21 protein-coding genes and 1 pseudogene are annotated in these 25,433 nt (G+C 73.8%); 7 read left to right on the top strand and 15 right to left on the bottom strand.

All coding sequences use genetic code 11. The annotated features are described in order from the left end of the window. The first annotated feature begins 19 nt into the window (after positions 1-19). On the top strand, positions 20-1,096 hold the full coding sequence (locus tag ACYQ0U_RS02790; RefSeq protein ID WP_459969155.1) for an NAD(P)-binding domain-containing protein: 1,077 nt from the start codon (positions 20-22) through the stop codon (positions 1,094-1,096). Here the strand turns inward: ACYQ0U_RS02790 and ACYQ0U_RS02785 are convergent. Further along, positions 1,066-4,224 (bottom strand): ATP-dependent helicase, encoded by a 3,159-nt coding sequence (locus tag ACYQ0U_RS02785; protein WP_459969153.1) that lies wholly within the window; start codon positions 4,222-4,224, stop codon positions 1,066-1,068. The two genes, ACYQ0U_RS02790 and ACYQ0U_RS02785, sit on opposite strands and share 31 nt — an antisense overlap. Then, on the bottom strand, positions 4,221-7,436 hold the full coding sequence (locus ACYQ0U_RS02780) for an ATP-dependent helicase (RefSeq protein WP_459969151.1): 3,216 nt from the start codon (positions 7,434-7,436) through the stop codon (positions 4,221-4,223). The genes ACYQ0U_RS02785 and ACYQ0U_RS02780 overlap by 4 nt, the downstream gene beginning before the upstream one ends. Before the next feature lie 46 nt (positions 7,437-7,482). Here ACYQ0U_RS02780 and ACYQ0U_RS02775 point away from each other — a divergent pair, with 46 nt between their 5' ends. Both ACYQ0U_RS02775 and ACYQ0U_RS02770 read left to right on the top strand, forming a co-directional pair. After that, positions 7,483-8,073, top strand: coding sequence for a DJ-1/PfpI family protein (locus ACYQ0U_RS02775; RefSeq protein ID WP_459969149.1), 591 nt, complete (start codon positions 7,483-7,485; stop codon positions 8,071-8,073). 62 nt (positions 8,074-8,135) lie between these two features. Further along, on the top strand, positions 8,136-9,293 hold the full coding sequence (locus tag ACYQ0U_RS02770) for a CaiB/BaiF CoA transferase family protein (protein WP_459969147.1): 1,158 nt from the start codon (positions 8,136-8,138) through the stop codon (positions 9,291-9,293). A gap of 245 nt (positions 9,294-9,538) precedes the next feature. Here ACYQ0U_RS02770 and ACYQ0U_RS02765 read toward each other — a convergent pair whose 3' ends face one another. The 7 genes and pseudogenes from ACYQ0U_RS02765 to ACYQ0U_RS02735 all read right to left on the bottom strand — a co-directional run bounded on the left by ACYQ0U_RS02765 (position 9,539) and on the right by ACYQ0U_RS02735 (position 15,277). After that, a complete protein-coding gene (locus ACYQ0U_RS02765; RefSeq protein WP_459969475.1) occupies positions 9,539-9,688 on the bottom strand; it encodes a DUF4326 domain-containing protein in 150 nt (49 codons plus the stop codon). Positions 9,689-9,692: 4 nt separating this feature from the next. Continuing rightward, positions 9,693-9,833, bottom strand: a pseudogene (locus tag ACYQ0U_RS02760) (DUF4326 domain-containing protein); the annotation flags it as partial. A gap of 90 nt (positions 9,834-9,923) precedes the next feature. Continuing rightward, positions 9,924-11,018, bottom strand: a complete 1,095-nt coding sequence (bar, locus tag ACYQ0U_RS02755) for a barbiturase (protein WP_459969145.1) — start codon at positions 11,016-11,018, stop codon at positions 9,924-9,926. Then, positions 11,018-11,968, bottom strand: a complete 951-nt coding sequence (locus ACYQ0U_RS02750; protein WP_459969143.1) for a carbamate kinase — start codon at positions 11,966-11,968, stop codon at positions 11,018-11,020. The genes bar and ACYQ0U_RS02750 overlap by 1 nt, the downstream gene beginning before the upstream one ends. A 63-nt stretch (positions 11,969-12,031) precedes the next feature. Beyond that, the gene (locus ACYQ0U_RS02745) at positions 12,032-13,324 is read right to left on the bottom strand and encodes an ArsB/NhaD family transporter (RefSeq protein ID WP_459969141.1); all 1,293 of its coding nucleotides are present in this window, start codon (positions 13,322-13,324) and stop codon (positions 12,032-12,034) included. Beyond that, positions 13,321-14,823: a potassium/proton antiporter gene (locus ACYQ0U_RS02740; protein WP_459969139.1), complete on the bottom strand. Its 1,503-nt coding sequence runs from the start codon at positions 14,821-14,823 to the stop codon at positions 13,321-13,323. Before ACYQ0U_RS02740 ends, ACYQ0U_RS02745 begins: the two co-directional genes overlap by 4 nt. Beyond that, positions 14,810-15,277 carry an SPFH domain-containing protein gene (locus ACYQ0U_RS02735; RefSeq protein ID WP_459969137.1) on the bottom strand — a complete coding sequence of 156 codons (468 nt, stop codon included), beginning with the start codon at positions 15,275-15,277 and terminating at the stop codon, positions 14,810-14,812. Before ACYQ0U_RS02735 ends, ACYQ0U_RS02740 begins: the two co-directional genes overlap by 14 nt. 86 nt (positions 15,278-15,363) lie before the next feature. On the opposite strand from ACYQ0U_RS02735, the gene ACYQ0U_RS02730 reads away from it, so the two are divergent. After that, positions 15,364-16,224 (top strand): sensor histidine kinase, encoded by an 861-nt coding sequence (locus tag ACYQ0U_RS02730; protein WP_459969135.1) that lies wholly within the window; start codon positions 15,364-15,366, stop codon positions 16,222-16,224. After that, on the top strand, positions 16,221-16,892 hold the full coding sequence (locus tag ACYQ0U_RS02725) for a response regulator (protein WP_459969133.1): 672 nt from the start codon (positions 16,221-16,223) through the stop codon (positions 16,890-16,892). The genes ACYQ0U_RS02730 and ACYQ0U_RS02725 overlap by 4 nt, the downstream gene beginning before the upstream one ends. On the opposite strand, the gene ACYQ0U_RS02720 is transcribed toward ACYQ0U_RS02725, so the two are convergent. Together ACYQ0U_RS02720 and ACYQ0U_RS02715 are read right to left on the bottom strand one after the other, a co-directional pair. Next, positions 16,889-17,620 carry an SDR family oxidoreductase gene (locus ACYQ0U_RS02720; protein ID WP_459969131.1) on the bottom strand — a complete coding sequence of 244 codons (732 nt, stop codon included), beginning with the start codon at positions 17,618-17,620 and terminating at the stop codon, positions 16,889-16,891. The genes ACYQ0U_RS02725 and ACYQ0U_RS02720 overlap by 4 nt on opposite strands. Further along, complete coding sequence (locus ACYQ0U_RS02715) at positions 17,617-18,102, bottom strand: nucleoside deaminase (protein WP_459969129.1); 486 nt, start codon at positions 18,100-18,102, stop codon at positions 17,617-17,619. The genes ACYQ0U_RS02720 and ACYQ0U_RS02715 overlap by 4 nt, the downstream gene beginning before the upstream one ends. Before the next feature lie 70 nt (positions 18,103-18,172). On the opposite strand from ACYQ0U_RS02715, the gene ACYQ0U_RS02710 reads away from it, so the two are divergent. Beyond that, a complete protein-coding gene (locus tag ACYQ0U_RS02710) occupies positions 18,173-18,655 on the top strand; it encodes a TIGR00266 family protein (protein ID WP_459969127.1) in 483 nt (160 codons plus the stop codon). A gap of 46 nt (positions 18,656-18,701) precedes the next feature. Beyond that, the gene (locus tag ACYQ0U_RS02705; protein ID WP_459969125.1) at positions 18,702-19,877 is read left to right on the top strand and encodes an MFS transporter; all 1,176 of its coding nucleotides are present in this window, start codon (positions 18,702-18,704) and stop codon (positions 19,875-19,877) included. Here the strand turns inward: ACYQ0U_RS02705 and ACYQ0U_RS02700 are convergent. The 4 genes from ACYQ0U_RS02700 to ACYQ0U_RS02685 form a co-directional block, all read right to left on the bottom strand. Continuing rightward, positions 19,843-20,496, bottom strand: coding sequence for an NAD(P)H-binding protein (locus ACYQ0U_RS02700; RefSeq protein WP_459969124.1), 654 nt, complete (start codon positions 20,494-20,496; stop codon positions 19,843-19,845). The two genes, ACYQ0U_RS02705 and ACYQ0U_RS02700, sit on opposite strands and share 35 nt — an antisense overlap. A gap of 9 nt (positions 20,497-20,505) precedes the next feature. Next, the gene (locus ACYQ0U_RS02695) at positions 20,506-21,183 is read right to left on the bottom strand and encodes a hypothetical protein (protein WP_459969122.1); all 678 of its coding nucleotides are present in this window, start codon (positions 21,181-21,183) and stop codon (positions 20,506-20,508) included. Between the two features lie 79 nt (positions 21,184-21,262). Continuing rightward, positions 21,263-23,185, bottom strand: a complete 1,923-nt coding sequence (locus ACYQ0U_RS02690) for a hydantoinase B/oxoprolinase family protein (RefSeq protein ID WP_459969120.1) — start codon at positions 23,183-23,185, stop codon at positions 21,263-21,265. Continuing rightward, positions 23,182-25,257: a hydantoinase/oxoprolinase family protein gene (locus ACYQ0U_RS02685; protein WP_459969118.1), complete on the bottom strand. Its 2,076-nt coding sequence runs from the start codon at positions 25,255-25,257 to the stop codon at positions 23,182-23,184. The genes ACYQ0U_RS02690 and ACYQ0U_RS02685 overlap by 4 nt, the downstream gene beginning before the upstream one ends. Positions 25,258-25,433: the final 176 nt, after the last annotated feature.

The raw sequence follows: 25,433 nt of genomic DNA, 5'->3' as shown, positions 1-25,433 counted from the left end.
ATCCGGCGTTGCAAGTGGCGTGGAGATCTACGACGCCGTCGTCATCGGGGCCGGCCAGGCCGGCCTGTCGGCGTCGTACCACCTCAAGCGCCGCGGGATCGCGCACGTCGTGCTCGACGCGGACGCCGCGCCCGGCGGTGCGTGGCAGCACCGCTGGGACTCCCTCTCGATGCACGACGTGCACGGGATCGCCTCTCTCCCCGACTCTCCCGCGCCAGCGTCCCCCGCGGACCAGGCGGGCCGCGCGAACGTCGTGGTGCCGGCGTACTTCGGCGACTACGAGCGCGAGCACGACCTGCCGGTCGTGCGGCCGGTGCGCGTGGACCGGGTGGAGTCCGACGGCGGCCTGCTCGTCGTGCGGGCCGGCGACCGGGCCTGGACCACGCGGACGCTCGTGAACGCGACCGGGACCTGGTCGCAGCCGTACCTGCCCTCCTACCCCGGGATGGCGTCGTTCGCGGGCGAGCAGCTGCACACCGCCGGCTATCCCGGCCCGGAGCACTTCCGCGGCAGGCGGGTGGTCGTGGTCGGCGGGGGCGCCTCGGCGGTCCAGCTGCTCGGCGAGGTCGCACCGGTGGCCGCGGACACGCTCTGGGTGACCCGGCGGGCGCCGGTGTGGCGCACCGACGAGTTCACGCCCGAGGTCGGGCGGGCCGCGGTGGCGCTGGTCGAGGAGCGGGTACGCCGCGGCCTCCCCCCGGCCAGCGTGGTCAGCGTGACCGGTCTGGCCCTGCGCGAGCAGGAGCAGGAGGCCGCGCGGCTCGGGGCCTACGAGCGGCGGCCGATGTTCACCCGCATCGAGCCCGACGGCGTACGGCTGGCCGACGGGACGCCGTGGCCGGCCGACGTGATCCTCTGGGCGACCGGCTTCCGGCCGGCCGTGGCGCACCTCGCGCCCCTGCACCTGCGCTCGCCGCACGGCGGCATCCAGCTCGACGGCACCGCCGCGGTCGCGGACCGGCGCGTGCAGCTGGTCGGCTACGGACCGTCGGCCAGCACCATCGGTGCGAACCGGGCCGGCCGGCTGGCCGCCCGCGGTGTCGCGCAGTGGCTGGCTCAGAGCGGTCAGAGCGAGAAGATGGCCTCGAGCGCCTGACGGCCGGGCAGGTCCGCGGGCTCGACGACCTCACCGGTGCGCACGTAGTAGAACGCCGCGCGCACCCGGTCCAGCGGCACGTCGTGCAGTTCGGCCCAGGCCAGGCGGTAGAGCGCGAGCTGGAGCGGGTCGGCGTTCGCCGCGCGGTTGGTCTTCCAGTCGACGACGAGGTGGTCCTCGCCGTCGACGTAGACGGCGTCGATGCGGCCGCGCACCACCTGGCCCGCGAGCACCAGCGCGAACGGCGCCTCGACCTGGTGCGGGGTCCGGGTCGCGAACGGCCCGGCCTCGAACGTCGCGATCAGCTCCTCGAGGTCGGAGTCGTCGTCGATGCCCGCGTCGGCGCGGCCGGGCAGGTCGTCGTAGTCGAAGAGGTCCTGCTGACCGAACCGCGCCTCCACCCAGGCGTGGAAGCGGGTGCCGAAGCGGGCCGCCGACGACGGCGGTCGCGGCATCGGGCGGGCCAGCTCGCGCGCGAACGTCTCGGGGTCGTCGCGGAGGCGGCCCAGCGCGGTGGCGGACAGGCTCGACGGCAGGGGTACGGCGAGGTCGGTGCTGCGGTCGCGGCGGGCCTCGGCGAGCAGCCGGTCGAGCTCGGCGTCCCACTCCGCCACCGTGGCGGTCTCGATCATGTCGAGGCCGGAGTCCGGCGTGGCCGGGTCGACCTCGCGGACCAGCCGGGCCGCCTCGATCCGCAGGGCGGCCTCGCGCCCGGTGGCGGTCGCCGGCCACGGCCGGGACGGGTCGACGGCGTCGTAGGGGTTCGGGTCGCCCTTCACCGGCCGCTCCCGCCACTCGGCGGGCTCCTCCCAGTCGTCGAGCTGGTCGCGGACGACCTGCTGGTAGGCCGACGGACCGAACGGCGTCGCGCGGGGGCTCCACAGGTAGGACGTGACGTGCAGCCGGCGGGCGGCGCGGGTGAAGGCGACGTACCCGAGCCGCAGCTCCTCCTCGGCGTCGTGGTCGCGGGTGGCGGCGCGGTAGGCGTCGAGCGCGGCCTTGTCGTGGCCGGCGAGCTGCGGCAGGTCGGCGGCGTCGCCGCGCAGGGGTGCGGGCAGGATCGCCGGCGAGGACGTCCACAGCGTGCGGGACCGGTTGGACGGGAAGCGGGTCTCGCAGACCCCGACGAGGAACACCGAGTCCCACTCCAGGCCCTTGGACCGGTGGACGGTGAGCAGCTTGACCGAGTCGGCCTCGGTCGGGGTGGCGACGTCGAGGCCGTTGCCCTGGTCGTCCTCGGCGGTGAGGTAGGCCAGCAGCGCGGGCAGCGTGACGTCGCCGTCGACGGCCTGGAACTCCGCGACCGCCTTGACGAACAGGTCGAGGTTGTCGCGCCGGGCCGAGGCGGCCGGGCTCACCGCCGACGCGAGCTCGACGTCGGTGCCACTGGTGTCGATGATCCGGCGGACGATGTCGAGCAGGGGCTCGCCGACGTAGGTGCGCAGCATGCGGAGCTCGGCGGAGAGCAGGCCGAAGCGCTCCAGCGCCTCGGGCGAGTAGGGGTGCTCGCCGGGGTCGGCGAGCGCGTCGTCGAGGGACGGGATCTCGGCGGGGTCGATGCCGTCGGCGATCTCGAGCAGCTGGTCGGTGATCGTGGCGGCGTCGGCGCCGCGGCCCTGGCGGCCGGCGATCTCGAAGGCGCGTCGGCTGAGCAGCCGCAGGTCGCGCGGGCCGATCGCCCAGCGCGGGCCGGTGAGCAGCGTGAGCAGGGCGGCGTTGGCGGTGACGTCGTGGAGCAGCGTGAGGGTGGCGACGATCTCGGCGACCTCCGGGAGCCGGAGCAGTCCGGAGAGGCCGACGATCTCGACGGGGATGCCGGCGCCGGTGAGCGCGTCGAAGACGTCCTCGGCGTGGGCGTTGTCGCGGGTGAGCACGCCGATGGCGGCCCAGGAGTCCTCGTGGGCGTCCTGGACCGCGTCGACCAGCCAGGCGAGCTCGTCGGCGTGGGTCTCGAAGACCCGCGCGGTGACGGTGCCGGTCTCGGCCTCGGGCTTGGCCACGAGGGGCTCGACCTGGCCGTACTTCTCGTAGAGCGGCGCGGCGAGCCGGTTCGCGACCTCGAGGATGCGGGCGTCGGAGCGGCGGTTGACCGTGAGCGGGTACGTCGGGACGGGGCGCCCGTCCGCGGCCGGGAACGTCTCCGCGAAGTTGAGGATGTTGGAGACCGAGGCGCCGCGCCAGCCGTAGATCGCCTGGTTGGGGTCGCCGACCGCGGTGACCGGGTGGCCGCCGCCGAAGAGCCGGGAGAGCATCACGGCCTGGGCCACCGAGGTGTCCTGGTACTCGTCGAGCAGCACGACCTTGAACCGGGACCGCTCCAGCTCGCCCACTCCCGCCTGCTCGCTGGCCAGCCGGGCGCCGAGCTCGATCTGGTCGGAGAAGTCCATGAGCCCGAGCTCGCGCTTGAGCCGCCGGTAGGACTCGACCAGGCCCAGCAGCTCGCCCCGGCGGGCGATCGCGGAGATCGCCTTCTCGACCGCCTCGCGGTAGGTGACGCGGTTCTTGCCGGCGACCTCCTCGGCCAGCGCGCGCTCGAACCCCGCGCACGCCTCGGCGTCGATCCTCCGCACCGCGTCCGGCCCCACGAGGTGCTCGCTCATCGCGCTGTCGAGCGCGAGGAGGTTCTGGATCACGGTCTCGGGGTGGTCGGAGAGGAACTGGACCTCGCCGGTGTAGCGGTCGACCGCCCGCGCGCCGAGCTGGTAGCGCGCGGCGTCGGTGATCACCCGCGTGTCGGGCTCGTGGCCGATCCGCAGGCCGTGGTCGGTCAGCAGGCCGGCGGCGTACGCGTTGTAGGTGGCGACCGTCGGCTCGAGGACGTCCTCGCCGTCGTCGGGCTCCTCGAGGGCGCCGGCGGCGGCGAGTGCCTGGAGGATCCGCTGGCGCAGCTCGCTGGCCGCCTTGGTCGTGAACGTCAGCCCCAGCACCTCATCAGGGCGCACCTGACCGGTGACGACGAGGTAGACGACGCGCGCCGCCATCAGCGTGGTCTTGCCGGAGCCGGCGCCGGCGATGACGACCGCGGGCGCGAGCGGCGCCGCGATCGCCGCCCACTGCTGGGCGCTCGGGGCGTACGGCGTGCGCATGACCGCCGCGAGCTCCTCGGGCGTCCGGATCTGCTGGATCACTGCGCGGTCACCGACCCGGCGCTCTTGATGGGGCAGATCGCCACGAAGGAGCAGTCGCGGCAGTGCTGGCCGGCGACGGCCGGGAACGTCTCCGCGCGCAGCAGCGACGCGGCGTGGCCGAGCCGCAGCCGCAGGTCGTCGCGGGCGGGGCCGTCCTCGGGCTGGGCGTCCTGGGCCTGGACGACGGCCGTCTCGCCCCCGTCGCTGAGCCCGAGCTGGACCAGCTCGGCGCCCCCGGCGGCGGCACCGGGCGCGAGGTCGGCGACGGCGCCGTGGTCGACGGCGAACTGGTAGAGGCCGAGCTGGACGTGGCGCTCGACCGCCTTGTTGCTGGGCTTGGTGCGGCCGGACTTGAGGTCGACCACGACGACGCGGCCCTCGGCGTCGAGCTCGATCCGGTCGGCGTAACCGCTGATCTTCACCTGCTCCCCGTCCTCCAGTGCGACGACGGTGGTGAACGGCGCCTCGGTCGCGAGCAGCTCGCGCGGGTTGGCGAGGTGCCACTGGAGGAACCGGCCGATCGCCGCACGCACGCGGTCGTGCTCCCGCGCCCGGGACCAGGGCGTGCGGAAGTCGAGCCGGTCCCACACCGCGTCGACGTGCTCCATCAGGACGTCGACCGCGGGCTCGAGCTCGCCGGCGGCCACCCGCTGGGCGAGCGCGTGGAGGAGCTCGCCGAGGTTGGCCGACTGGTGGGCGCGGGCGATGCCGCCGGCCTCGCGCTCGAGGAACCACTGGGTCGGGCAGACCGCGACCGCGTCGAGCACGCTCGCCGACACCGGCACGGGCTGGTCCGGGTCGCGGATCGGCTCGACCGACCGGGTGGCGGCGCGGGTGCCCCACCAGCTCGACGGGTCGGCGATCCGGACCTCCGGCGCCAGCCGGGCCAGGCGCCGGGCCGCGGCCAGGCGGAGGGGCTCGGAGGTCGTGGGGTCGGCGACGGTGCGCCGGAGCTCGGCGACCAGCCCGGCCAGCGACAGCGGGCGCGGGGGCCGGCCGACGACGCGCTCGATGCTCACGCCGAGCTCGTCGAGGAAGCGGGACGGCTGCTCGCCCTCGTCGTCGGGCGAGGCAACGGCGGTCACGACGAGCCGCTGGCGGGCGCGGGTGCAGGCGACGTAGAACAGTCGCCGCTCCTCCATCAGCAGCTCGCGCGGCGTCACCGGCGGCACGACGCCGTGCTCGCCGATCCGGTCGGCCTGCAGCAGCGTCGAGCGCCGGCGCAGGTCGGGCCAGCCGTCCTGCTGGACGTGGGCGACGACGACCAGCCGCCACTCCAGTCCCTTGGAGCGGTGGGCGGTCAGGAGGCGTACGGCGGCGCCGCGGGCCCCCCGCTCGGCGAGCGTGTCGGCGGGGATCTGCTGCTGCACCAGCGTCGCGAGGAAGGCCCGGACGCCGACGTGGTCGCGCTGCTCCTCGGCGCGGGCGGCCACGTCGAAGAGCGCGCAGACCGAGTCGAGGTCGCGGTGGGCCCGGCGGGCGGCTCCCCCGCCGAGGTCGACCGCGCGGCGCAGCCGGGCCGGCCAGCCGCTGCGGGACCACAGCATCCAGAGCAGCTCCTCCGCGGAGGCGCCGCCGCGCATCTCCTCGCGGGTGTCGAGCAGCAGCTGGGTGAGCGCCCGGGCCCGGACCACCTCGGGCCCGTCGAGCCCGTCGAGGAAGCCGGGCTCGACGATCACCCGGCGGACCAGGTCGCGGGAGGTGCGCGGCGTGCGGGCCTCGGCCTTGCTCTGCTCCTTCTCGCGGGTGCGCAGGCGGCGGGCGAGGCGCCGGACGTCGCCGGCGTCGAGGCCGCCGAGCGGGCCGAGCAGCAGCGCCTCCGCGCGGGCCGGGTCGATGTGGTCGACGTGCTCGACGTCGTCGTTGTCGAGGTTGACGACCGCGCGGAGGGCGTCGAGCAGCGGCAGCACGGCGGGGTCGCGCACCAGCGGGATCTCGTCGCTGGCGACCTCGACCGGGACGCCGGCCGCCCCGAGCGCGCGCCGCAGCGGGGGGATCGAGGTCCGGCCGGAGCGGACCAGGACCGCCATCTGGTCCCACGGGACGCCGTCCTCGAGGTGGGCGCGGCGCAGCAGGTCGGCGAGGTGCTCGGCCTCCGCGCGCTCGGTGTCGAAGGTGCGGACCAGCACCCGGCCCTCACCCAGGTCGTTCGGCTCGGCCTCGGGCGCGAGGAACGCCGACCGCGCCTCCTCGGGGATGCTGCCGGGCAGCGCGAGCCGGCCGGCCACCCGCTGCGAGGCGACCAGCAGCCGGGACCCGAACCGCCGCGTGGTGCGCAGCGCGACCACGTCGGCGGGCGCGCCGTCGGCGCGCGGGAACTCGGATGGGAACTCGAGGATCCCGCGGACCTCGGCGCCCCGGAACCCGTAGATCGACTGGTGCGGGTCGCCGACGACCACCAGGTCGCGACCGTCGCCCGCGAGCGCGCGGAGCAGGGCGACCTGGCCGGGGTCGGTGTCCTGGTACTCGTCGACGAACACCGCCCTGATCCGCGCCCGCAGCTCGTCGCGGTGGGCCTCGGCCTCGATCGTCGCGCGGCGGATCAGGTCGGCGTAGTCGGTGGCGCCCTGGGAGTCGAGGTTGGTGAGGTACTGGTCGAGGAAGCGGCCGGCGGCGACGTACTCGGGCAGGTCCTCGGCCTCGCCGAGGGCGGTCAGCGCGACGCCGTCGAGCCCCTTCTCCCGCGCGCGGGAGAGGACGGCGTGGACCTCGCGGGCGAAGCCGCGGGTGCCGAGCGCGCGGGCCAGCGAGTCCGGCCAGACCACCGACTCCGGGTGGTCGGTGAGCAGCTCGCGCAGGACGACGTCCTGCTCGGGCGCGGAGAGCAGGCGCAGCGGCGCCTCGTAGAGCTCGGCCGGGGAGTAGGCGCGGATGAGGCCGTAGGCGAAGGAGTGGAACGTCGAGCTCAGCGTGGTCGACATCGTGCTGCCGAGGCGGGCGGTGACCCGGTCGCGGAGCTGCTCGGCGGCCTTGCGGGAGAAGGTCAGCGCCAGGATCTCGTCGGGTCTGGCCCCGCGCTGCTCGATCCGGTCGACGATCGCCTCGACCAGCGTCGTGGTCTTGCCGGTGCCGGGACCGGCGAGCACGAGCAGCGGGCCGCCCGGGTGGTCGACGACGCGTCGCTGGTGCTCATCGAGCTCGGGGACGGTGGTCGCGACGTCCGGCCGCACGAGGCGGTAGCGCGACGAGGAGGAGGTCGCGGTGGCCGTCATGTGGCCATTCGACCATCCCGCACCGACAGCGCACGACAATGGCCCGGTGACTCAGCGGACTGTGGCCATCCTCGCCTTCGACGACATGGAGGTGCTCGACTACGCCGGGCCCTACGAGGTGTTCAACGTGGCCGGCGAGCTCGGCGACGGGCAGCCGTTCTCGGTGTTCTCGGTGGGCCTGACGGGAGCGCCGGTCGTCGGTCGCGGCGGCTTCACCGTGCTGCCGACGTACGCGCTCGCGGACGCGCCGATCCCCGATCTCGTCGTGGTCCCGGGCGGAGCCGGGTCGCGAGCGCTGATGAAGGAGGAGGCGCTGCTCGCGTGGCTGCGCGACCGCGCGGCCGAGGTGGAGGTGCTGATGTCGGTCTGCACCGGAGCGCTGGTGCTCGCGGCCGCCGGCCTGCTCGAGCGGAAGCCCGCCACGACGCACCACGGCGCGTACGACGAGCTGGCGGCCGCGTCGCCGACCACGAAGGTCGTGCGCGGCCAGCGGTTCGTCCGCAGCAGCGAGAACATCCTGACCTCGGGCGGCGTCTCGGCCGGCGTCGACCTCGCGTTCCACGTGGTGCAGCTGCTGGCCGGCCAGGAGACGCGCGACCGCGCCGTCAGCGAGATGGAGTGGATGTGGCAGTCCTAGGCGGCCGCTGTCGGCAAGTATCGCCCTAGGTCGCCCCCGCCGGGGGTCAGTACCGTGCCGGTATGGCTCACGGACCGCTCTCCGACCTGCTGGTGCTCGACCTGACCCGGGCGCTCGCCGGCCCGCACGCCGCGATGATGCTCGGCGACCTCGGGGCGCGGGTGATCAAGGTCGAGTCGCCGGCCGGCGACGACAGTCGCGGGTGGGGGCCGCCGTTCCTCGGCGAGGGCGACGACCGCGAGTCGACGTACTTCATGTCGGCCAACCGCAACAAGGAGTCGATCGTCCTCGACCTCAAGTCCGATGCGGACAAGGACGTGCTGGCCCGGCTGGTGGAGCGGGCCGACGTGCTGATGGAGAACTTCCGCATCGGCGTGCTCGACCGGCTCGGCTTCCCGGTCGAGCGGCTGCACGAGCTCAACCCCGGCCTGGTGGTCCTCTCGATCACCGGCTTCGGCCACGACGGCCCCGAGGCGAAGCGGTCGGGCTACGACCAGATCGCCCAGGGCGAGGGCGGCCTGATGTCGATCACCGGCACCGAGCAGCCGACCAAGGTCGGCGTGCCGATCGCCGACCTCGTCGCCGGGATGTACGGCGCGTACGGCGTGCTCGCGGCCCTGCACGAGCGGTCGACGACCGGGCGCGGCCGGGTGGTCCGCACGTCGCTGCTGGCGGGCATGGTCGGCGTCCACGCCTACCAGGGCACCCGCTGGACCGTCGCGGGCGAGGTGCCCGGCCTGGCCGGCGACCACCACCCGTCGATCTCGCCGTACGGCATGTTCACGACGGCGTCCGCGCCGATCCAGATCGCCTGCGGCTCGGAGAACCTCTGGCGCGCGCTGTGCGCGGCCTTCGGCTGGGACCCGGCCGAGCCGGACTTCGCCACGAACGCGCTGCGGGTCGCGAACCGGCCCGCGCTGACCGCGCGGATGGAGTCGCTCTTCGCCGGTGAGCCCGCCGAGCACTGGCTGTCCCTGCTCTCCGACGCGGGGGTGCCGTCGGGCAAGGTGCGCTCGATGGACGACGTCTACGCCTGGGACCAGGCGCTGTCGCAGGGGCTGCTCATCGACGTCGACCACGCCACCAAGGGGTCGCTCCAGCTCCCGGGGTCGCCGATCCGCTTCGACGACCAGCCCTTCTCCGGCGGCCGCTCCACCCACGTCGCTCCCCCGACGCTCGGGCAGCACAACGAGTCGATCCGGGAGTGGCTCGACTCGTGAGCCGCGACTGGCCGGAGTGGCACGCGCACGACGACGACCCGGCGTCGTCGCTGTCGCGCCGTCGTCCGCTCGTCCGTGCGCGCCCTGCTGGTCGCGGCGCCGGGACCCGTGCGGCTGGTGAGCATCTGCGCCGGCGACGGCCGGGACACGCTGCCGGTGGTGGCCGGGACGGGCGTCGCCGTCTCGGGCGTCCTGGGCCTAGTCTCGCCCGGTTCCACCGCCGGGCCGTCGCGGTGTCCTCATGCTCAGCGGAGCGGCTGGTCGGCCACCTCGAGCAGCACGTCGGCGTGGCACGGCAGGTCGCGCCGGCACCAGCAGGCCAGGTCGCGACCGGCGAGCGCGCCGTACGTCCTCCACGGTGACCGGCAGGCGCCCGGCCACCGGGTCCTCCCGATACGCCGCCACCGCGGCCCGGTGGCCCTCGACCGTCGGCACCGCCGGCCGGTGGGGGTTGCCCCACCGGCTCGGACGGGCGACGACGACCGTGCCGGGCGGCTTGCGCCAGCCCCGGCGTCGGCTCAGCTGGGTGCGCTCGGGCATCGGGGTTCCAGGCCTCTCTCCACGGTTCTCGCCCGTTGCAAAGGCCGGGAACCGAGGCGATACCCGGTTAGCCGAGTATCGCCACCGGACTCAGCCCAGGTCGACGATCGCCGCGACCGGGCCACCACCGTCGGGGCCCTGGTGGGCGGCGGAGACCGAGACGAACACGGCGGGGTCACCGGTGACGGCGGCGGTGACGCCACCGACGGCGGACTTGATCTGGCGGTGCCAGTGGACGTCGGAGTCGTCGAGCATCGCGTTGCGGCGGCCACGGACGACGCCGTCCTGGGAGACCTCGCACTTGAGGAACACGTTGACCAGGCGGCCGTCGAGGTCCGAGGGGTGCGGGCGCTCGGGGAGGTCCAGGCCCGCGGAGCGGATCGCGTCCCAGATGCCGTCCGCGTCGAGGGCGTCCTTCATCACCGAGTGGCCGATCCGGTAGCGGCCACCGACGCCGGTGGCGTTGCCGACCACGACGACCTGCGCCTGGTCGAGCTCGACGCCCGAGGAGCAGGAGGCCACCGAGGAGTAGAGCGAGCGGTCGTGCATGACGTCGGCGTCGGTCGGCATCTCGATCTCGCCGAGGGCGACGGCGATGCCGAGCGCGGTGCAGCCGTTGGAGAGGTCCATCGACTCGTGGGTGTGCTCGGTCCACACGGTCTTGCCGCGCGACTTCGCGTCGCGGATCGTGTGCACGGTCAGCAGCGGGGTCTTGGTCTGCACGTAGTGCACGTCGGCCGGGTCCGTGATGCCGGCGCGCTCCATCGCGACCCTCACCGCGTCCGCGACCTTCTCCACCATCGGGGTGCGGCCGATGTCCTCGGGCAGCAGCTGCTCGCTCATCGCGAAGCCCACGGTCAGCCGCGACTCCTCGGTCGGCTCGGCGTCGACGGTCGCGAAGATCGTCGCGTGCGGGCTGATCACGCCGTCGGTGCCGCCGGACCACACGATCGGGACCTGCTTGACCGCCCCGGGGTCGGCGCCCTTCTCGACCAGCACCTCGCGGAACGCCCGGTCGGCGATGATCCGCGTGTAGTCGTTCACGCCGCCGTTGCCCTCGGTCTTGCCGATGATCGCGATGACGCGCGAGGCCTCCATCACCCCGTCGTCGATCAGCTTGGCGAGCTCGCTGGCGTCGGCGACCGAGTGGATCGGGACCTTGCGTACTTCGATGGCGCTGGGCATCAGGCGTTCCTTTGCTGGTTGGGTACGACGACGGTGCCGGCGCCGCCGGTGACGGCGTCGGCGAGATGATCGAGGTCGGTGATGACGGCGCGCGTGCCGCCCTGCTCGACGAACCGGCAGGCGGCGTCGACCTTGGGTCCCATGGAGCCGCTCGCGAAGTGTCCCTCGGCGGCGTACTCGCGCATCTGGTCGACGGTCACCGTGCCGACGGCCTCCGCGTCCGGCTGGCCGTAGCGCAGGATCGCGTTCGGCACGTCGGTGCCGATCACCAGGACGTCGGCGTGCACGGTCCGCGCGAGCAGGGCCGCGCCGAGGTCCTTGTCGATGACGGCCTCGACGCCGCGGAGCGAGCCGTCGGACTCGCGCACGGTCGGGATGCCGCCGCCGCCGTTCGCGACGACGACGAAGCCGGCCTCGACCAGCGCCCGCACGGCGGGTGCGTCGAGGATCTCCAGCGGCTCGGGCGAGGCGACCACGCGCCGCCAGCCCTTCTCGCCCCGGTCCTCCCACGTCTCGCCGTGCTCGATCAGCACCGCGGCCTCGTCGGCGGGCAGGAAGCGCCCGATCGGCTTGGTCGGGCGGGTGAAGCCGGCGTCGTCCGGGTCGACGAGCGCTCGCGTCACGACGGTGGCGGTACGGCGGTCGACTCCTCGCGCGGCCAGCGCGGCGTCGAGCGCGTTCATCAACACGTTGCCCAGCGTCGCCTGCGTCTGGGCGTCGCACCAGTCCAGCGGGACCGGTGGGACGACCGCGGCGGCGAGCTCGTTCTTGACCAGCAGGTTGCCGACCTGGGGGCCGTTGCCGTGGGTGACGACCACCTCGACGTCGTGCTCGAGCAGGTCCGCGACCGCGGCCATCGCGACCCCGGCAGCGGCGATCTGATCCTCGGGTCGGGCCCGGCCGTCAGCGTTCGTCATGGCGTTGCCACCGAGCGCGAGCAGGACCCTCATGCGACGAACCTAGTGACCCCCTCCAGCCTCGGCCCATGGCAGGAGTTGCCAAGAGAAGGCGGCTCAGGCGAGCACGAAGTACCGGAGCCAGACGTAGACCCACGAGACGACGAGGGTGGCGAAGGTGACGACGATGCCGTACTTGGTGAACCGCCAGAAGCTGATGGGGTGGCCGGCCTTGGCCGCGATGCCGAGCACCACGACGTTGGCGCCGGCCGCGACCGCGGTCGTGTTGCCGCCGAGGTCGGCGCCGAAGACGAAGGCCCACCACAGCGGGCTCCCGGAGCCCGGGTTCGGCGAGGCGGCGACCATGTCCCCCACGATCGGCACCATGGCCGCGGTGTAGGGGATGTTGTCGACGAAGGCGCCGGCGACCGCAGAGCCGAAGAGCAGCACGGTCGAGGCCAGCAGCTCGCGCTCGCCGAGCGCGTCCGCGGCGAGCTCGCCCAGGTCACCGATCACGCCCACCTCGACCAGGCTGCCGACGAGCACGAACAGCGCCATGAAGAAGGCGAGCGTCACCCACTCGACCTCCTCGAGGGACTGCTCCGGCGTCGCGCGCGCGGCCAGGACGATCGCCCCGGCACCGAGCATGGCGACGATCGACGGGTCGACGTGCAGGACGGTGTGGAGGCCGAAGGCGACCATCACCACGGCGAGCACCACCAGGCAGCGGGTCAGCATCGCCCGGTCCCGGATCGCGTCCACGGGGCGGAGGTCGGAGATGTCGTTGGTGACCTCGACGTCGAGGTCACGCCGGAACAGCAGCAGGCAGAGCACGACCAGGACACCGACGAGGACCACGGTGATCGGCATCGAGTGGATGAGGAAGTCGTTGAAGGTCAGCCCGCCGCGGCTGGCGATGATGATGTTGGGCGGGTCCCCGATCAGCGTGCCCATGCCGCCGATGTTGGAGGCGAAGACGAGCGCGATCAGGTACGGCACGGGCGAGAGCCCCAGCCGCGCGGTGACCGAGAGCGCCACGGGTGCGACCAGCAGCACGGTCGTCACGTTGTCCAGCACCGGCGAGAGCCCCGCGGTGATGAGGATCAGCAGCATCATCAGCCGACCCGGCCGGCCACGGGACGCCTTGGCCGCCCACAGGGCGAGGAACTCGAACAGCCCGGTCTGCTTGAGGACGCTGACGATCACCATCATCCCGAACAGCAGGAAGATGACGTTCCAGTCGACGCCGGTCTCGTGGTCGAAGAACGCCGTCTCGGCGTCGACGAGCCCGATGAGCGTCATCGCGGCGACGCCGCCGAGCGCGGCGGTCACGCGATGCACCTTCTCCGTGGCGATCAGGGCGTACGTGACGCCGAAGATCACCACCGCGGCGAGGACGGTGAAGGTCATACTGCTCCGTTCTGGATGCGGTGGTACCAGCCGGCCAGGCGGCCGGCCTCGCTGACGGCCTGGAGCCGTCGCTCGACCTCGTCCTGGTCCTCGTGGGCGGCGGCGACCAGCACGTGGTCGCCGGGCCGCAGGACGCTGGAGGGGCCGGGGGTGAAGATCTCGCCGGCGCGCAGCACCAGCGACACCGCGGCGCGCGGCGGCAGCCGTAGCTCGGCCACCTCGACCCCGGCCAGCCGCGACTCCGGAGCGACCGAGAACTGGAGCAGCACCGCGTCGACGTCCTCCAGCGGCGCCGACTCGATCGCCACCGCGCGCGGCCGGTGCTCGACGGCCGCACCCAGGCGGCTCGCCACCCACGGGAGCGTCGGACCCTGGACGAGCGTGAAGACCACGACGAGCAGGAAGACGACGTCGAAGATCCGGGTGGCGCCCGGCAGGCCCGCGGCCATCGGGATCGTGGCCAGGACGATGGGCACCGCTCCGCGCAGGCCCGCCCAGGAGATGAACGCCTGCTCGCGCCAGGGCACCCGGAACGGCATGGCGCACGCGACCACCGAGAGCGGACGAGCGATGAGCGTGAGCGCGCCACCGACGACGAGCGCGTACGGCAGTGCGTCGATCAGCCGGCTCGGGCTGGCGAGCAGGCCGAGCATCACGAACAGCCCGATCTGCGCCAGCCAGGCGAGGCCCTCGGCGAAGCTCGCCGTGGTGGCCCGGTGCGGCAGGGGCGAGTTGCCGAGGGTCAGGCCGGCGACGTAGATGGCCATCAGCGCGCTGCCGCCGGCCACGCCGGCGGTCGCGAAGGCGAGGAACGCGATCGCGAGCGTGGCGATCGGGTAGAGCCCGGACGCCGGCAGGGCGCTGCGGGCGAGCAGCCAGCGCCCGGCCCGGGCGACGAGGAAGCCGACGGCGATGCCCAGCACCAGCTGGTAGAGGACCTGACCGAGGATCCCGACGCCGTCCGCGTCGGTCCAGGCGCTCGACGCGACGACGGTGACGAGGATGATGACCGGCGGGTCGTTGAAGCCCGACTCGGCCTCGACGGTGGCCCGCAGGCGGGCCCGAATGGGCATCCGGCGGAGCACCGCGAAGACGGCGGCGGCGTCGGTCGAGGACGCGACCGCGCCGAGCAGGATCGCGGTGCGCAGGTCGACGTCGAGCAGCAGGTAGACCAGCGACGAGGTGACGACGACGGAGATGGCGACGCCGACGGTCGCGAGGACGGCGGCCAGCGGCGCGACCGGGCGGACCGTGCGCCAGTCCGTGGTGAACCCGCCCTCCATGAGGATGAACGCGAGCGCGACCGAGCCCAGCACCTGCGCGAGCTCGGCGTCCTCGAAGCCGATGCCGAGGCCCGACTCGCCGATCGCCAGGCCGATCGCGAGGTAGAGCAGCAGGCTCGGCAGCCCGGCTCCCGTCGACACGCGGACGGCCGCGACCGCGACCAGCAGCAGCCCGGCGACGACCAGCAGGACCGCGTTGAGGTCAGCGGGGTCCATCGAGCGAGACGCCGACCTCGACCAGCGTCAGGTCGACGACCTGGACGCCGTGCGGGTCCACCGCGGCGCGGACCTCGCGACGGAGCGGCTGCGCGGCGACTGCGGCCGCACGGGTGATCTCGGCCGCCGACCAGTCCGCCACGGTCCTGGCGATCGTCTCCTCCGCAGCCTGCTCCGCCGCCGGCCAGGGATCGGCGTACCGCGTGCCCAAGGCCGGCCGGGGAAAGGAGACCGTGGCCTCCGCCAGCACGAGCACGGGAACGCCGTCCCGGGTCACCGACCGCGCGAGCACCGGCGCCTCCGACGGGCCCACGACGTCCTCGACGAAGCGCTCGACGAACGGCAGCCGCCAGATCGGGCCGGACGTGCGCACGCGGCGCACCACTCCCCGGCGTACGACGGCCACCCAGTGGCCGCGGGGGACCCATCGGACGAGCGGTGTCGCGGCGGTCATGCCTCGAGTCTTGGTGCCGGGGGGCCGCAGCTGAATGGGGAGCAGCACCCATCTCCGGGCGCCCGCGCCCGTGCGAGGCTGGTCGCGTGCGGTTGTACCGGCGGGTTGTGCTGATCAACGGCGCGGTCCTGCTCGCCGCGACGCTGCTGCTCGTGCTCGCCCCGGTCAGCGTCTCCCGCCACCCGGTCGTCTCCGAGGTCGCGGTGCTCGGCGCCGGCCTCGCGGTGATGCTGCTCGCGAACGCGCTGCTCCTGCGCGCGAGCTTCAAGCCGGTCGAGCAGGTCGTGGCGGAGTACGACGCGATGTTCGCGCGGCTCGAGGACGAGCGCGCCGCCAGCAACGCCAAGGCGCTCGCCGCGCAGGAGGCCGAGCGGCACCGGATCGCCCAGGAGCTCCACGACGAGGTGGGCCAGCAGCTGACCGTCGTGCTGCTCGGGCTCAAGCGGCTCGAGCAGGACACCACGCCGGAGCTCGCCGAGGAGGTCGCGCTGCTGCGCGAGAGCGTGCGCGAGGGACTCGACGACGTCCGGCGCGTCGCCCGGCAGCTGCGGCCCGGCGTGCTCGACGACCTCGGCCTCACCAGCGCGCTGGCCTCGTTGACGAACGACTTCGCCGTCCGCAGCCCCGCCACCGTGCAGCGCCACGTGGCCCCCGGCCTGCCCGCGCTGACCCTCGAGGCGGAGCTGGTCTGCTACCGGGTCGCCCAGGAGGCGCTGACCAACGCGGCCCGGCACTCCGGTGCGACGGCCGTCGTGCTGTCGCTGAGCCGGGTCGGCGACCGGGTGGTGCTCGAGGTCGCCGACAACGGGCGCGGCTTCGACCCCGCCACCGAGGGCGCCGGCCTGAGCGGCATGCGCGAGCGCGCCCGGATGGTCGGCGCCGACCTGGTGATCACCAGCACCCACGGCGCGACCGCCGTCCGGCTCTCGGTCCCGGTGGCGCCATGACGACGACACCGACCCCCGCCCGGATCCTGCTCGTCGACGACCACGCGCTGGTCCGCCGCGGCGTCCGGCTGATCCTCGACCGCGAGCCCGACCTGACCGTCGTCGCCGAGGCCGGCGACGGGGCCGAGGCGGTGGCGCTGGCGCGCGAGACCGAGGTCGACCTCGTCGTGCTCGACATCGCGATGCCGCGTATGACCGGGCTCCAGGCGGCGCGCGAGATCGGGCGGCGTACCTCCTCGGGGCGGAGCCCGAAGATGCTGATGCTGTCGATGCACGACAACGAGCAGTACTTCTTCGAGTCGCTCAAGGTCGGCGCCTGCGGCTACGTCCTCAAGTCGGTCGCGGACGAGGACCTGGTCGCGGCCTGCCGGGCGGCCCTGCGCGGCGAGGCGTTCGTCTACCCCGGCGCGATGAGCGCGCTCGTGCGCGACCACCTCGACCGGATGCGCCGCGGCGAGCGGGTGCCCGAGACCGTCCTCACCGAGCGCGAGGACGAGGTGATCAAGCTGATCGCCGAGGGGTCGTCGTCGAAGGAGATCGCGGAGGCGCTGACGATCAGCGTCCGCACCGTCGAGCGGCACCGCGAGAACATCCTGGCCAAACTCGGCATGCGCGACCGCACCCAGCTGACCCGCTACGCGATCCGCGCGGGCCTGATCGAGCCCTAGCGACCACCCGCCACGCGCAGCGTCGTGCCGGTGACGTACGACGCCGCGTCGCTCAGCAGCCACGCGATCGCCTCGGCGACCTCGTGCGGCTCCCCGATCCGGCCGAGCGGGACCAGCGGGCCGACGCGGTCCACCCGGCCGGGCTCGCCGGCGTCGGCGTGGATGGTGGTGCGCACGGTGCCGGGCGCGACGCCGACCACGCGGATGCCCTCGCCGGCCGCCTCCTGGGCCAGGCCGACGGTCATCGCGTCGACGCCGGCCTTCGCGGCGGCGTACTGGACGTACTCGTGCGGGGCGCCCAGGGTCGCGGCGCCGGAGCTGACGTTGACGAGGACGCCGCCGCTGCCGCCGTACGACGTGCCGAGCGCGCGCACCGCCGCGCGGGCGACGAGCAGGGCGCTGGTGAGGTTGAGGTCGACGGTGGCGGCGATGACCTCGGGCGGCGTCTCGGCGAGCCGGCCGATGTGGAGCGTCGCGCCGGCGTTGTTGACCACGCCGGTGAGCGCGCCGGCCTCCGCGAACAGCCGGTCGACCCCGTCGGGGTCGGTGAGGTCCGCCCGGACCAGCGCGCAGCGGCCGCCGGCGTCCTCGACCGCCAAGCGCGTCTGCTCGGCGGCCCGGTCGTCGCGGGCGTAGCCGAGCACGAGCTCGTGGCCGTCCTCCGCGAGCCGGAGCGCGGTGGCGGCGCCGATCCCGCGGGTGCCGCCGGTGATCAGGGTGCGGCTCACTCCGCCACCCCGTGCAGCCGGGCGTGCAGGGCGCGGACCTCGGCCTCCAGGGACGGCGCCGGCCCGTCCACGGGTACGCCGGGCGCCACCTCGTTCACCGCGAGCGCGCGCACCGGGTCCGGAGCCACGCCCCAGGCGGTCAGCCAGCCGACGAGCTGCTCGGTCGAGACGGCGTACACGATCCGGCCGAGCCCGACCCACGCGTGCGCGGCCGAGCACATCGCGCAGTGCTCGCCCGAGGTGTAGACGGTGCAGGCCGCCCGCTCGTCCCGCGGCACGTGCTCCCCCGCCCACCGCGCGATCTCGAGCTCGGGGTGCCGGGTGCCGTCGCCGTCCTTGACCCGGTTGCGGTCGCCGTACAGCACCGCACCGGTGCCGGACACGAGCACGGACCCGAACGGCTCGTCGCCGTCGTCGAGCGCCTCGCGGGCCAGGTCGACGCACTGACGCAGATGCCGCAGGTCGGTGTCGGAGAGGCTCACGAGCTGAGTCTCGCACTACGCTTCGGGCCACGTGACCCATCTGGCTCGGGACCGCACACGAAGAAGTCCGATGCAGACCGAAGTGCTCTACAGCCCCGCCTACGCCACCGCGAAGCTCACGCTCGCGCAGGGTGAGACCGTCCGCGCCGAGTCCGGCGCGATGCTGGCCATGTCGCCCGGGATCACCCTCGAGACGTCGACGCAGGGCGGCCTGCTCAAGGGCCTCAAGCGATCCGTGCTCGGCGGCGAGTCGTTCTTCATGAACACCTTCACCGCGCAGCACGACGGCGCCGAGATGCTCGTCGCGCCCGCGCTCCCCGGCGACATGGTGGCCTGGCCGCTGAACCAGACGCTCTTCGTGCAGTCCGGATCGTTCGTCGCGTGCTCGGGCACCATCCAGGTCGACACGAACTGGGGCGGGGCGAAGACGTTCTTCTCCGGCGAGGGCCTGGTCTGCGACCTCACCGGTCCCGGTCGGATCTACCTCCAGACCCGCAGCCAGGACGCGTTCCTGGGCTGGCTGATCCCGCAGCTGCCGACGCCGAGCAGCTGAGGCCGCACCGCAGCGACCGGGGCCGCCCCTGCGAGGATCGTCCGACGTGAGGACCTGGACCCCCTGGCGCTCGGTGGTGGCCTTCGGGCTCGTCTCGCTGACGGCGGACATGGTCTACGAGGGCATGCGCTCGGTGGCGGGCCCGTTCCTCGGCTCCCTGGGCGCCTCCGCGCTGACCGTCGGCATCGTCACCGGCGCGGGCGAGGCGATCGCGCTCGTGCTGCGGCTGGCCACCGGCCCGCTCGCCGACCGCACCGGCCGGCACTGGGGCCTGACGACGTTCGGCTACGCGCTGACCGCGGTCTGCGTGCCGCTCCTCGCGCTGGCGCCGATGCTCGGCGCGGCGGGGCTCGGCGTCGCGTCGGTCCTGATCCTCGCCGAGCGGGCCGGCAAGGCGATCCGCTCGCCGTCGAAGTCCGCGCTGCTCGCCGGCATGGCCAAGCCCGTGGGGCGCGGTCGCGGCTTCGCCGTGCACAAGGCGCTCGACCAGGTGGGTGCGTTCGCCGGGCCGCTGCTCATCGCGGGCATCGCGGCGCTCAGCGGGCAGCTGTGGCTGGGCTTCCTCGTCCTGGCCGTCCCCGGAGCGGTCTCGCTGGCGCTGCTCGCGCAGCTGCGCCGGCACGCGCCGATCGAGGCGACGCCGCCGGTGCCCACCGTCGACACGCACGTGCGGCTGCCGCGCGACTTCCGCCTGTTCGCGTTCTCCTGCGCGGCGAGCACGCTCGGCCTGATGACCTTCGGCGTGATGTCCTTCGCGCTCGTCGAGGCCGACCTGCTCGCGCCCGCGCTCGTCCCGGTCGTGTACGCCGGCGCGATGGCCGTCGAGGCGGTCGCGGCCCTCGCGACCGGCGGCGCCTACGACCGGGTCGGCGCGAAGGTCCTCTACCCGCTGCCGCTGCTGGTCGCCGCCGTGCCGGCCCTGGTGTTCGCCCAGACCCTCGGCCTCGTGCTCGTCGGCGTCGCGCTGTGGGGTGTCGCGACCGGCATCCAGGACTCGACGGTCAAGGCGCTGGTGGCCGACCTGGTGCCGCCGACGGCGCTCGCGACGGCGTACGGCGTCTTCGCGGCCGCGCAGGGCGTGGCCGCGCTCGCGGGCGGCGTGCTCGCCGGCTGGCTCTACGCCGACCACCTCGGCGCCCTGGTCGCGGTGATCGGCGCGCTGCAGGCGGTCTCGCTGGTGACGCTGGTCACCTCGACCCGTCGCGCAGCGCCCGCAGGGTGAGGGTGCCGGCCGGCAGGCCGTGCTGGTCGTAGTAGGCGAACATCGCCGTGAGCCACCGGTGCGTGCCGGGGTCGTCCACCCGGCGGGCCCGGACGCGGGCCTCCTCGGCCAGCTGCCGGACCGTGGCCTGCCGGCTGGCGAGCTCGTAGGTCGCGCCGGCGTGCCCGTCCTCGAGCAGCACCCGGGCCGCCACGACGCCCAGGTCGGCGAGGTCGAGGAAGCCGAACACCGCGTCCACGTCGTACGGCACGTCCACGGTCGGCCCGGACAGGTCGAGGTTCTGGAGGTAGGCACCCGGCTGGAGGATCGTCCACACCAGGCCGGAGCGCCGCACGAGGTCCTCGGACACGGCCTTGCCGAGGTGGTGGGGCATCGCCGGGACGTACGGCGAGGCGACCGAGTGGTAGACGACCCGCTCCACGCCCGCGGCCCGCATCGCGTCGAGCGCCGCGCCGACGTACGCCGGCTCGTCGGGGTGCAGGTTCGGGGCGATCAGGTACGCCGCGTCGCAGCCGTCGAGGTCCCAGCCGTCGCGGCCGAGCGCCCGGCTGTCGGGGAGGTGGGCGCTCACGGCGCGGCCGGTCTTGCCGCGACCGGCGAACACGGCGACTCGGGTCATGCGGGGAGCCTAGGGCGGCGGCGGGGACGGCTCCTCGTCGAAGCGCGGGTCGGCCAGGAAGTACTGCGCCACCCGGCCCGGCGGCTTCTTCTTCTCCGGCGGCGGCTCGGGCACCATCCGGCCCTCGACGGTGTCCCAGAAGCGGTCGGCCGTGTGCATCACCTTGCGGGCGACCAGCCCGAGCAGGCCCGTGTGGGGGGTGTAGGGGTGCGGCCTGCTCGGGGCGGCCAGCTCGGCGTCGCGGAGCCGTTCGGCGAGGCGCACGAGGTCCGCGTCGGCGAGGGTCGCGGTCAGCCGGTCGGCCAGCTCCTCCTCGTGCTGCTGGTGGTCGGCCAGCGCACCGGCGACGTCCGACCACACCTGCGGCCAGCCGAACGACGTCTCGTAGACCGAGCCGTACTCGTGCGCCTTCACGTGGGCGAGCGCGACCTCGAGGCCCCTGGCCGAGCGCAGGTAGCCGTGCACCAGCACGCCGCCGTCGTCGACCTGCCGGCGCGCGGGGCGCAGCAGGACGGCGTCGACGGCATGGAGGTGCTTGCTCGTGGTGGCGAGGAAGGCGTCGATCCGCTCGTAGCCGTCGCGGGGCCGGTCGGGCGGCGTCTCCCTGAACCGGGCGGCCTCGAGCCGCTCGCCCATCTGCTCGTGCGTGTGCCGGATCGACCCGCGGAGGACATCGGTCGTGCCCATGGCGTCACCTTCTTCGCCTGCCACCTCCGATCATGCGCCTCGACGATTCGGGCCACAAGTGGCCCGCGGTGGGCGCTGCTCAGACCAGGTCGACCGCGGCGAACGCCGCGCCGCCGGCGAGCTCGGCGTAGCCCGGGCCACGGTCGAAGAACGCCTCGCTCGGCTGCGGCCGGGACGCCCGCTCGGCGGCGGTCGCCGCCTCGTCGTACCCGAGCGTGTCGCCGTCGAGGGAGCCGGTCAGCACGACGCCGTACGACGCCAGCGCGGCCTCCGGGGAGACCTTGCGCCACACCACGTCGCGGACGACGAGGCCCGGGTCGCGCTCGAGCGGGTCGCCCCAACCGCCGCCGCCGGTGGTGCGGATGCGGACCACCTCACCGGCCTTGATCGGCTCGGCGTCGGCGAGGGCGTCGACCTCGCGCTCGTTCGGGCCGCCCGGGTCGATGGTGACCTCGAAGGGCCTGCCGGCCAGGCCGCCCTTCACGCCCCAGCAGGCCAGGATCGACCGGTCGGCGATCGACATGAAGTGGCCGTCCTTGAGCATCCGGATGTGCTTCTCGTAGCCCAGGCCGCCGCGGAACCGGCCCGCTCCCCCGCTGTCCATGGCGAGCGAGAGCGACTCGACGCGGAACGGGAAGCGCGCCTCGGTGAACTCGGTCGGCAGGTTCCGCGAGTCCGGCACGACGTGGATGGTGTCCTCGCCGTCGGCGTAGTAGCGGCCGCCGGAGCCCCCGCCGAGCACCTCGCGCATGAGGTACGGGCGGCCGTCCAGGTCCTCGCCGTACACGCCGGTGTAGCGGATCGTCTCCTGGTCGGCGGGCATCCGGCCGTCGACCGCCTTGGCGACGACGCCCGCCAGGACGCCGAGCAGCCGCAGGATCACGAACGTGCGGGCGTTGGTGGGCGCCGGGAAGATCGGCGTCAGCAGCGTGCCGGGCTCGGGGAACCGCATCTCGATGAGCGGCACGATGCCCTCGTTGACGTCGAGCTCGGCCATCCGCTCGGGGGTGTCGGCGAGGTTCCGCAGGATCGGCGCCAGCCACTTCTTGAGGAAGACGCCGTCGCTGTAGTCGCCGCAGTGGTTGATCGGGCCCTTGGCCTGCGGCGAGGTGCCGTCGAAGTCGAGGATCAGCCGCTCCCCCTCGGGGTCGTCGGCCGCGGTGCGGGTGAGCGTGATCCGCTGCGTGTGCAGCATCGGCTCGTCCACACCGTCGTGCTCGGCGTAGTCCTCCCACGTCCAGCTGCCGACCGGGATCTTGCCGAGGATCTCGCGGCGGTAGGTGTCGGTGGTGCGGGCGATGATCGCGTCGAAGCAGGACTCGACCGTCTCGACGCCGTACCGGTCGAAGAGCTCGCCGAGCCGGCGCGCGCCCATGAGGCAGGCGGAGCACTCGGCGTCCAGGTCGGCCGCGAGCGACTCGGGCATGCGCGAGTTGCGGGTCATGATCGACAGCGCGGCCCTGTTGGGCACGCCCGCGTCCCACAGGCGGATCGGCGGGACCATCAGGCCCTCCTCGAACACGCTCGTGGCGTTGCTCGGCATCGAGCCGGGGACGGCGCCGCCGATGTCGTCGTGGTGGCCGAAGGCCTGGACGAACGCGACGACCCTGCGCTCTCCCGGGGCGCCGGAGAACACGGGCACGGTGACGCAGAGGTCCGGCAGGTGGCCGATGCCGCCCTCGGAGCGGTAGACGTCGTTGTGGAAGAAGACGTCGCCCTCCTGCATCTCCTCGATCGGGAAGTCCCGGGCGATCGGGTGCACGAGGGCGGAGTACGACCGGCCGGTCAGCTTGCGCAGCAGCCGGTCGTGGATGCCCGCACGGAAGTCGTGCGCGTCGCGGATCATCGGGCTGCGGCTCGTGCGTGCGATGGCGGTCTCGACCTCCATCTCGACGCTCGCCAGGGAGCCCTGGACGATCTCGACGAGCACCGGGTCGGCGCTCGCGCCGGCGTCCGCGGTCAGGCTGCCGAAGGGGAACTGCGTGGGCGCGCGGCGGCTCATGCCTGGCTCCTCGTGACGATCAGGTTGAGGTACTCGTCGACGCGGACGTCGAAACCGGGGTGGACGGGGACGGTCGAGCCGAACTCCTCGACGATGACCGGGCCGCGGACGACCGTGCCCGGGACGAGGTCGGGACGCCAGAGCACCGGGGTGTCGACGTACCCCTCGTCGGGGTCGAAGCAGACGTCGCGACGTCCCTTCTCCGCCGGGGTCGCGCCGGCGCCGTCGTGGCGCTGGATCTCCGGGCGCTGGATCGGGCCGATGCCCGAGACGCGGAGGTTGACCCACTCGACCTGCTGGGAGTCGTCGCCGGAGAAGTCGTAGCCGTAGAGCGCCTGGTGCTCGGCGTGGAAGGCGGCGGCGACGGCGGCGGGGTCGAGGTCGGCGGCGACCGGCACCCGCACCTCGAAGGCCTGGCCGAAGTAGCGCAGGTCGGCGGTCCGGGCGAACTGGTGCTCGGCCGGGTCGAAGCCCTCCTTGGTGAGCGCCTCGGCGGCCTGGGCGGTGAGGTCGTCGTAGATGCCGGCGACCGCCTCCGGGTCGAGCTTCTCCGCGAGGGTCACGTGGGTGCGGACGTAGTCGTTCTTGACGTCCACGGTGAGCAGGCCGAAGGCCGACACGTTGCCGGGGTTCGGCGGCACCAGCACGGTGCGGACGTCGAGCACGTCCATCAGGCGGCAGAGCAGCAGCGACCCCGAGCCCCCGAACGTGGTGAGGGTGAAGTCGCGGACGTCGAGGCCGCGCTTGACGGTGACCTGGCGCAGCGCGTTGGCCTGGTTCCACGCGGAGATCTCGAGGATGCCGGTGGCGCAGGCCTCGGGGCTGAGACCGAGCTGCTTGGCCAGCGACTCGATGCCGTTGCGAGCGGCGTCGACGTCGAGCGGGATCTCGCCGCCGAGCAGGTGCGGGGGGATCCGGCCCAGGAAGACGTGGGCGTCGGTGATGGTGACCTCGGTGCCGCCCTTGCCGTAGCAGAGCGGGCCGGGGTCGGCGCCCGCCGACTGCGGGCCGACCTTCAGCGTGCCCTCGGGGCTGAGCCAGGCGATCGAGCCGCCGCCCGCGCCGACGGTGACGACGTCGATCATCGGGATCTTCGACGGGAACGCGCCGACCGAGCCCTCGGTCGTCAGCGTCGGCTCGCCGTCGATGACCACGGAGACGTCGGTCGACGTACCTCCGCCGTCGGAGGTCAGCACCCGGTCGAAGCCGGCGACCTTGGCGATCAGCGCGGCGCCGAGGGCGCCCGCGGCCGGGCCGGAGAGCACGGTGGTGATCGGCTGGTGCACGACCTCGTCGGCCGAGAGCACGCCGCCGTTGGACTTCATCACGTAGAACGGGATCGTCCGGTCGTCGCCCTGCCGTTCGAACTGGCTGGTGAGCCGGCTCTTGATGTTGTTGACGTACGCCGAGAGCCGCGGCTTCACGGCGGCGTCGACGAGCGTGGTCATCGCGCGCTCGTACTCGCGGTACTCGCGCAGCACCTCGCTCGACAGCGACACGACCGCGTCGGGGTGCTCCTCGGCGAGCACGGCGCGCATCCGCTCCTCGTGCTCGGGGTTGGCGTAGGCGTGCAGGAAGCAGACGCCGAGCGTGGTGATGCCCTGCGCCCTGAACCAGCGCGCGGCCGCGCGGGCGCCGGCCTCGTCGAAGGGGCGGACCTCGGCGCCGGTGAAGTCGAGGCGGCCCTCGACACCCTTGACCAGGTCGCGCGGCACGATCCGGTCCGGCTTCACCCAGAAGTAGGAGTTGCCGTAGCCGTCGGGCACCGACTGGCGGGCGATCTCGAGCATCGCCTCGTAGCCCGCCGTGGTGATGAAGCCGAGCCGGTCGACCTTGCCCTCGAGCAGCTGGTTGGTCGCGACCGTCGTGCCGTGGCTGACGGCGTCGATGTCGGCGCCGCCCGCGCCGAGCAGGCCGAGGACCTTGTCGATGCCGGCGAGGAAGCCGTCGGCCGGATTGCTCGGCGTCGAGGGGGTCTTGGTCGTGACGAGCTCTCCCGAGTCCTCGTCGAAGGCGACGACGTCGGTGAACGTCCCGCCGGTGTCGATGCCGATCCGGATGCGCCGGGTCATGGCTTGATCCCTTCCAGGTGGGGCAGGTGGGGCAGGTGGTACGTCGTGATCTGGAGATCGGCGCTGTCGCCCTCACCCCGATTCAACCGGTCCGGTTCCCCGGCGGCCACGGCAGAGGTTGCCGACCGGACCGCCGTTCTCCGGCAACCTCTGCCAGCGAGTTGGGCCGGTCCGCC

It is taken from the genome of Nocardioides pyridinolyticus (assembly GCF_054653575.1).
Note: the sequence above shows the minus strand (reverse complement) of the source record. Positions and strands in the feature narration are given on the sequence as shown.

Bases quoted from the DNA above. Each gene is read 5' to 3' on its own strand.
- ACYQ0U_RS02750 (WP_459969143.1), bottom strand. From the start codon at position 11,968: ATGAGGGTCCTGCTCGCGCTCGGTGGCAACGCCATGACGAACGCTGAC.
- ACYQ0U_RS02685 (WP_459969118.1), bottom strand. From the start codon at position 25,257: ATGACCCGGCGCATCCGGATCGGCATCGACACCGGCGGGACGTTCACC.
- ACYQ0U_RS02770 (WP_459969147.1), top strand. From the start codon at position 8,136: ATGGCTCACGGACCGCTCTCCGACCTGCTGGTGCTCGACCTGACCCGG.
- ACYQ0U_RS02780 (WP_459969151.1), bottom strand. From the start codon at position 7,436: ATGACGGCCACCGCGACCTCCTCCTCGTCGCGCTACCGCCTCGTGCGG.
- bar (WP_459969145.1), bottom strand. From the start codon at position 11,018: ATGCCCAGCGCCATCGAAGTACGCAAGGTCCCGATCCACTCGGTCGCC.
- ACYQ0U_RS02695 (WP_459969122.1), bottom strand. From the start codon at position 21,183: ATGGGCACGACCGATGTCCTCCGCGGGTCGATCCGGCACACGCACGAG.
- ACYQ0U_RS02690 (WP_459969120.1), bottom strand. From the start codon at position 23,185: ATGAGCCGCCGCGCGCCCACGCAGTTCCCCTTCGGCAGCCTGACCGCG.
- ACYQ0U_RS02745 (WP_459969141.1), bottom strand. From the start codon at position 13,324: ATGACCTTCACCGTCCTCGCCGCGGTGGTGATCTTCGGCGTCACGTAC.
- ACYQ0U_RS02710 (WP_459969127.1), top strand. From the start codon at position 18,173: ATGCAGACCGAAGTGCTCTACAGCCCCGCCTACGCCACCGCGAAGCTC.
- ACYQ0U_RS02735 (WP_459969137.1), bottom strand. From the start codon at position 15,277: ATGACCGCCGCGACACCGCTCGTCCGATGGGTCCCCCGCGGCCACTGG.
- ACYQ0U_RS02740 (WP_459969139.1), bottom strand. From the start codon at position 14,823: ATGGACCCCGCTGACCTCAACGCGGTCCTGCTGGTCGTCGCCGGGCTG.
- ACYQ0U_RS02700 (WP_459969124.1), bottom strand. From the start codon at position 20,496: ATGACCCGAGTCGCCGTGTTCGCCGGTCGCGGCAAGACCGGCCGCGCC.
- ACYQ0U_RS02725 (WP_459969133.1), top strand. From the start codon at position 16,221: ATGACGACGACACCGACCCCCGCCCGGATCCTGCTCGTCGACGACCAC.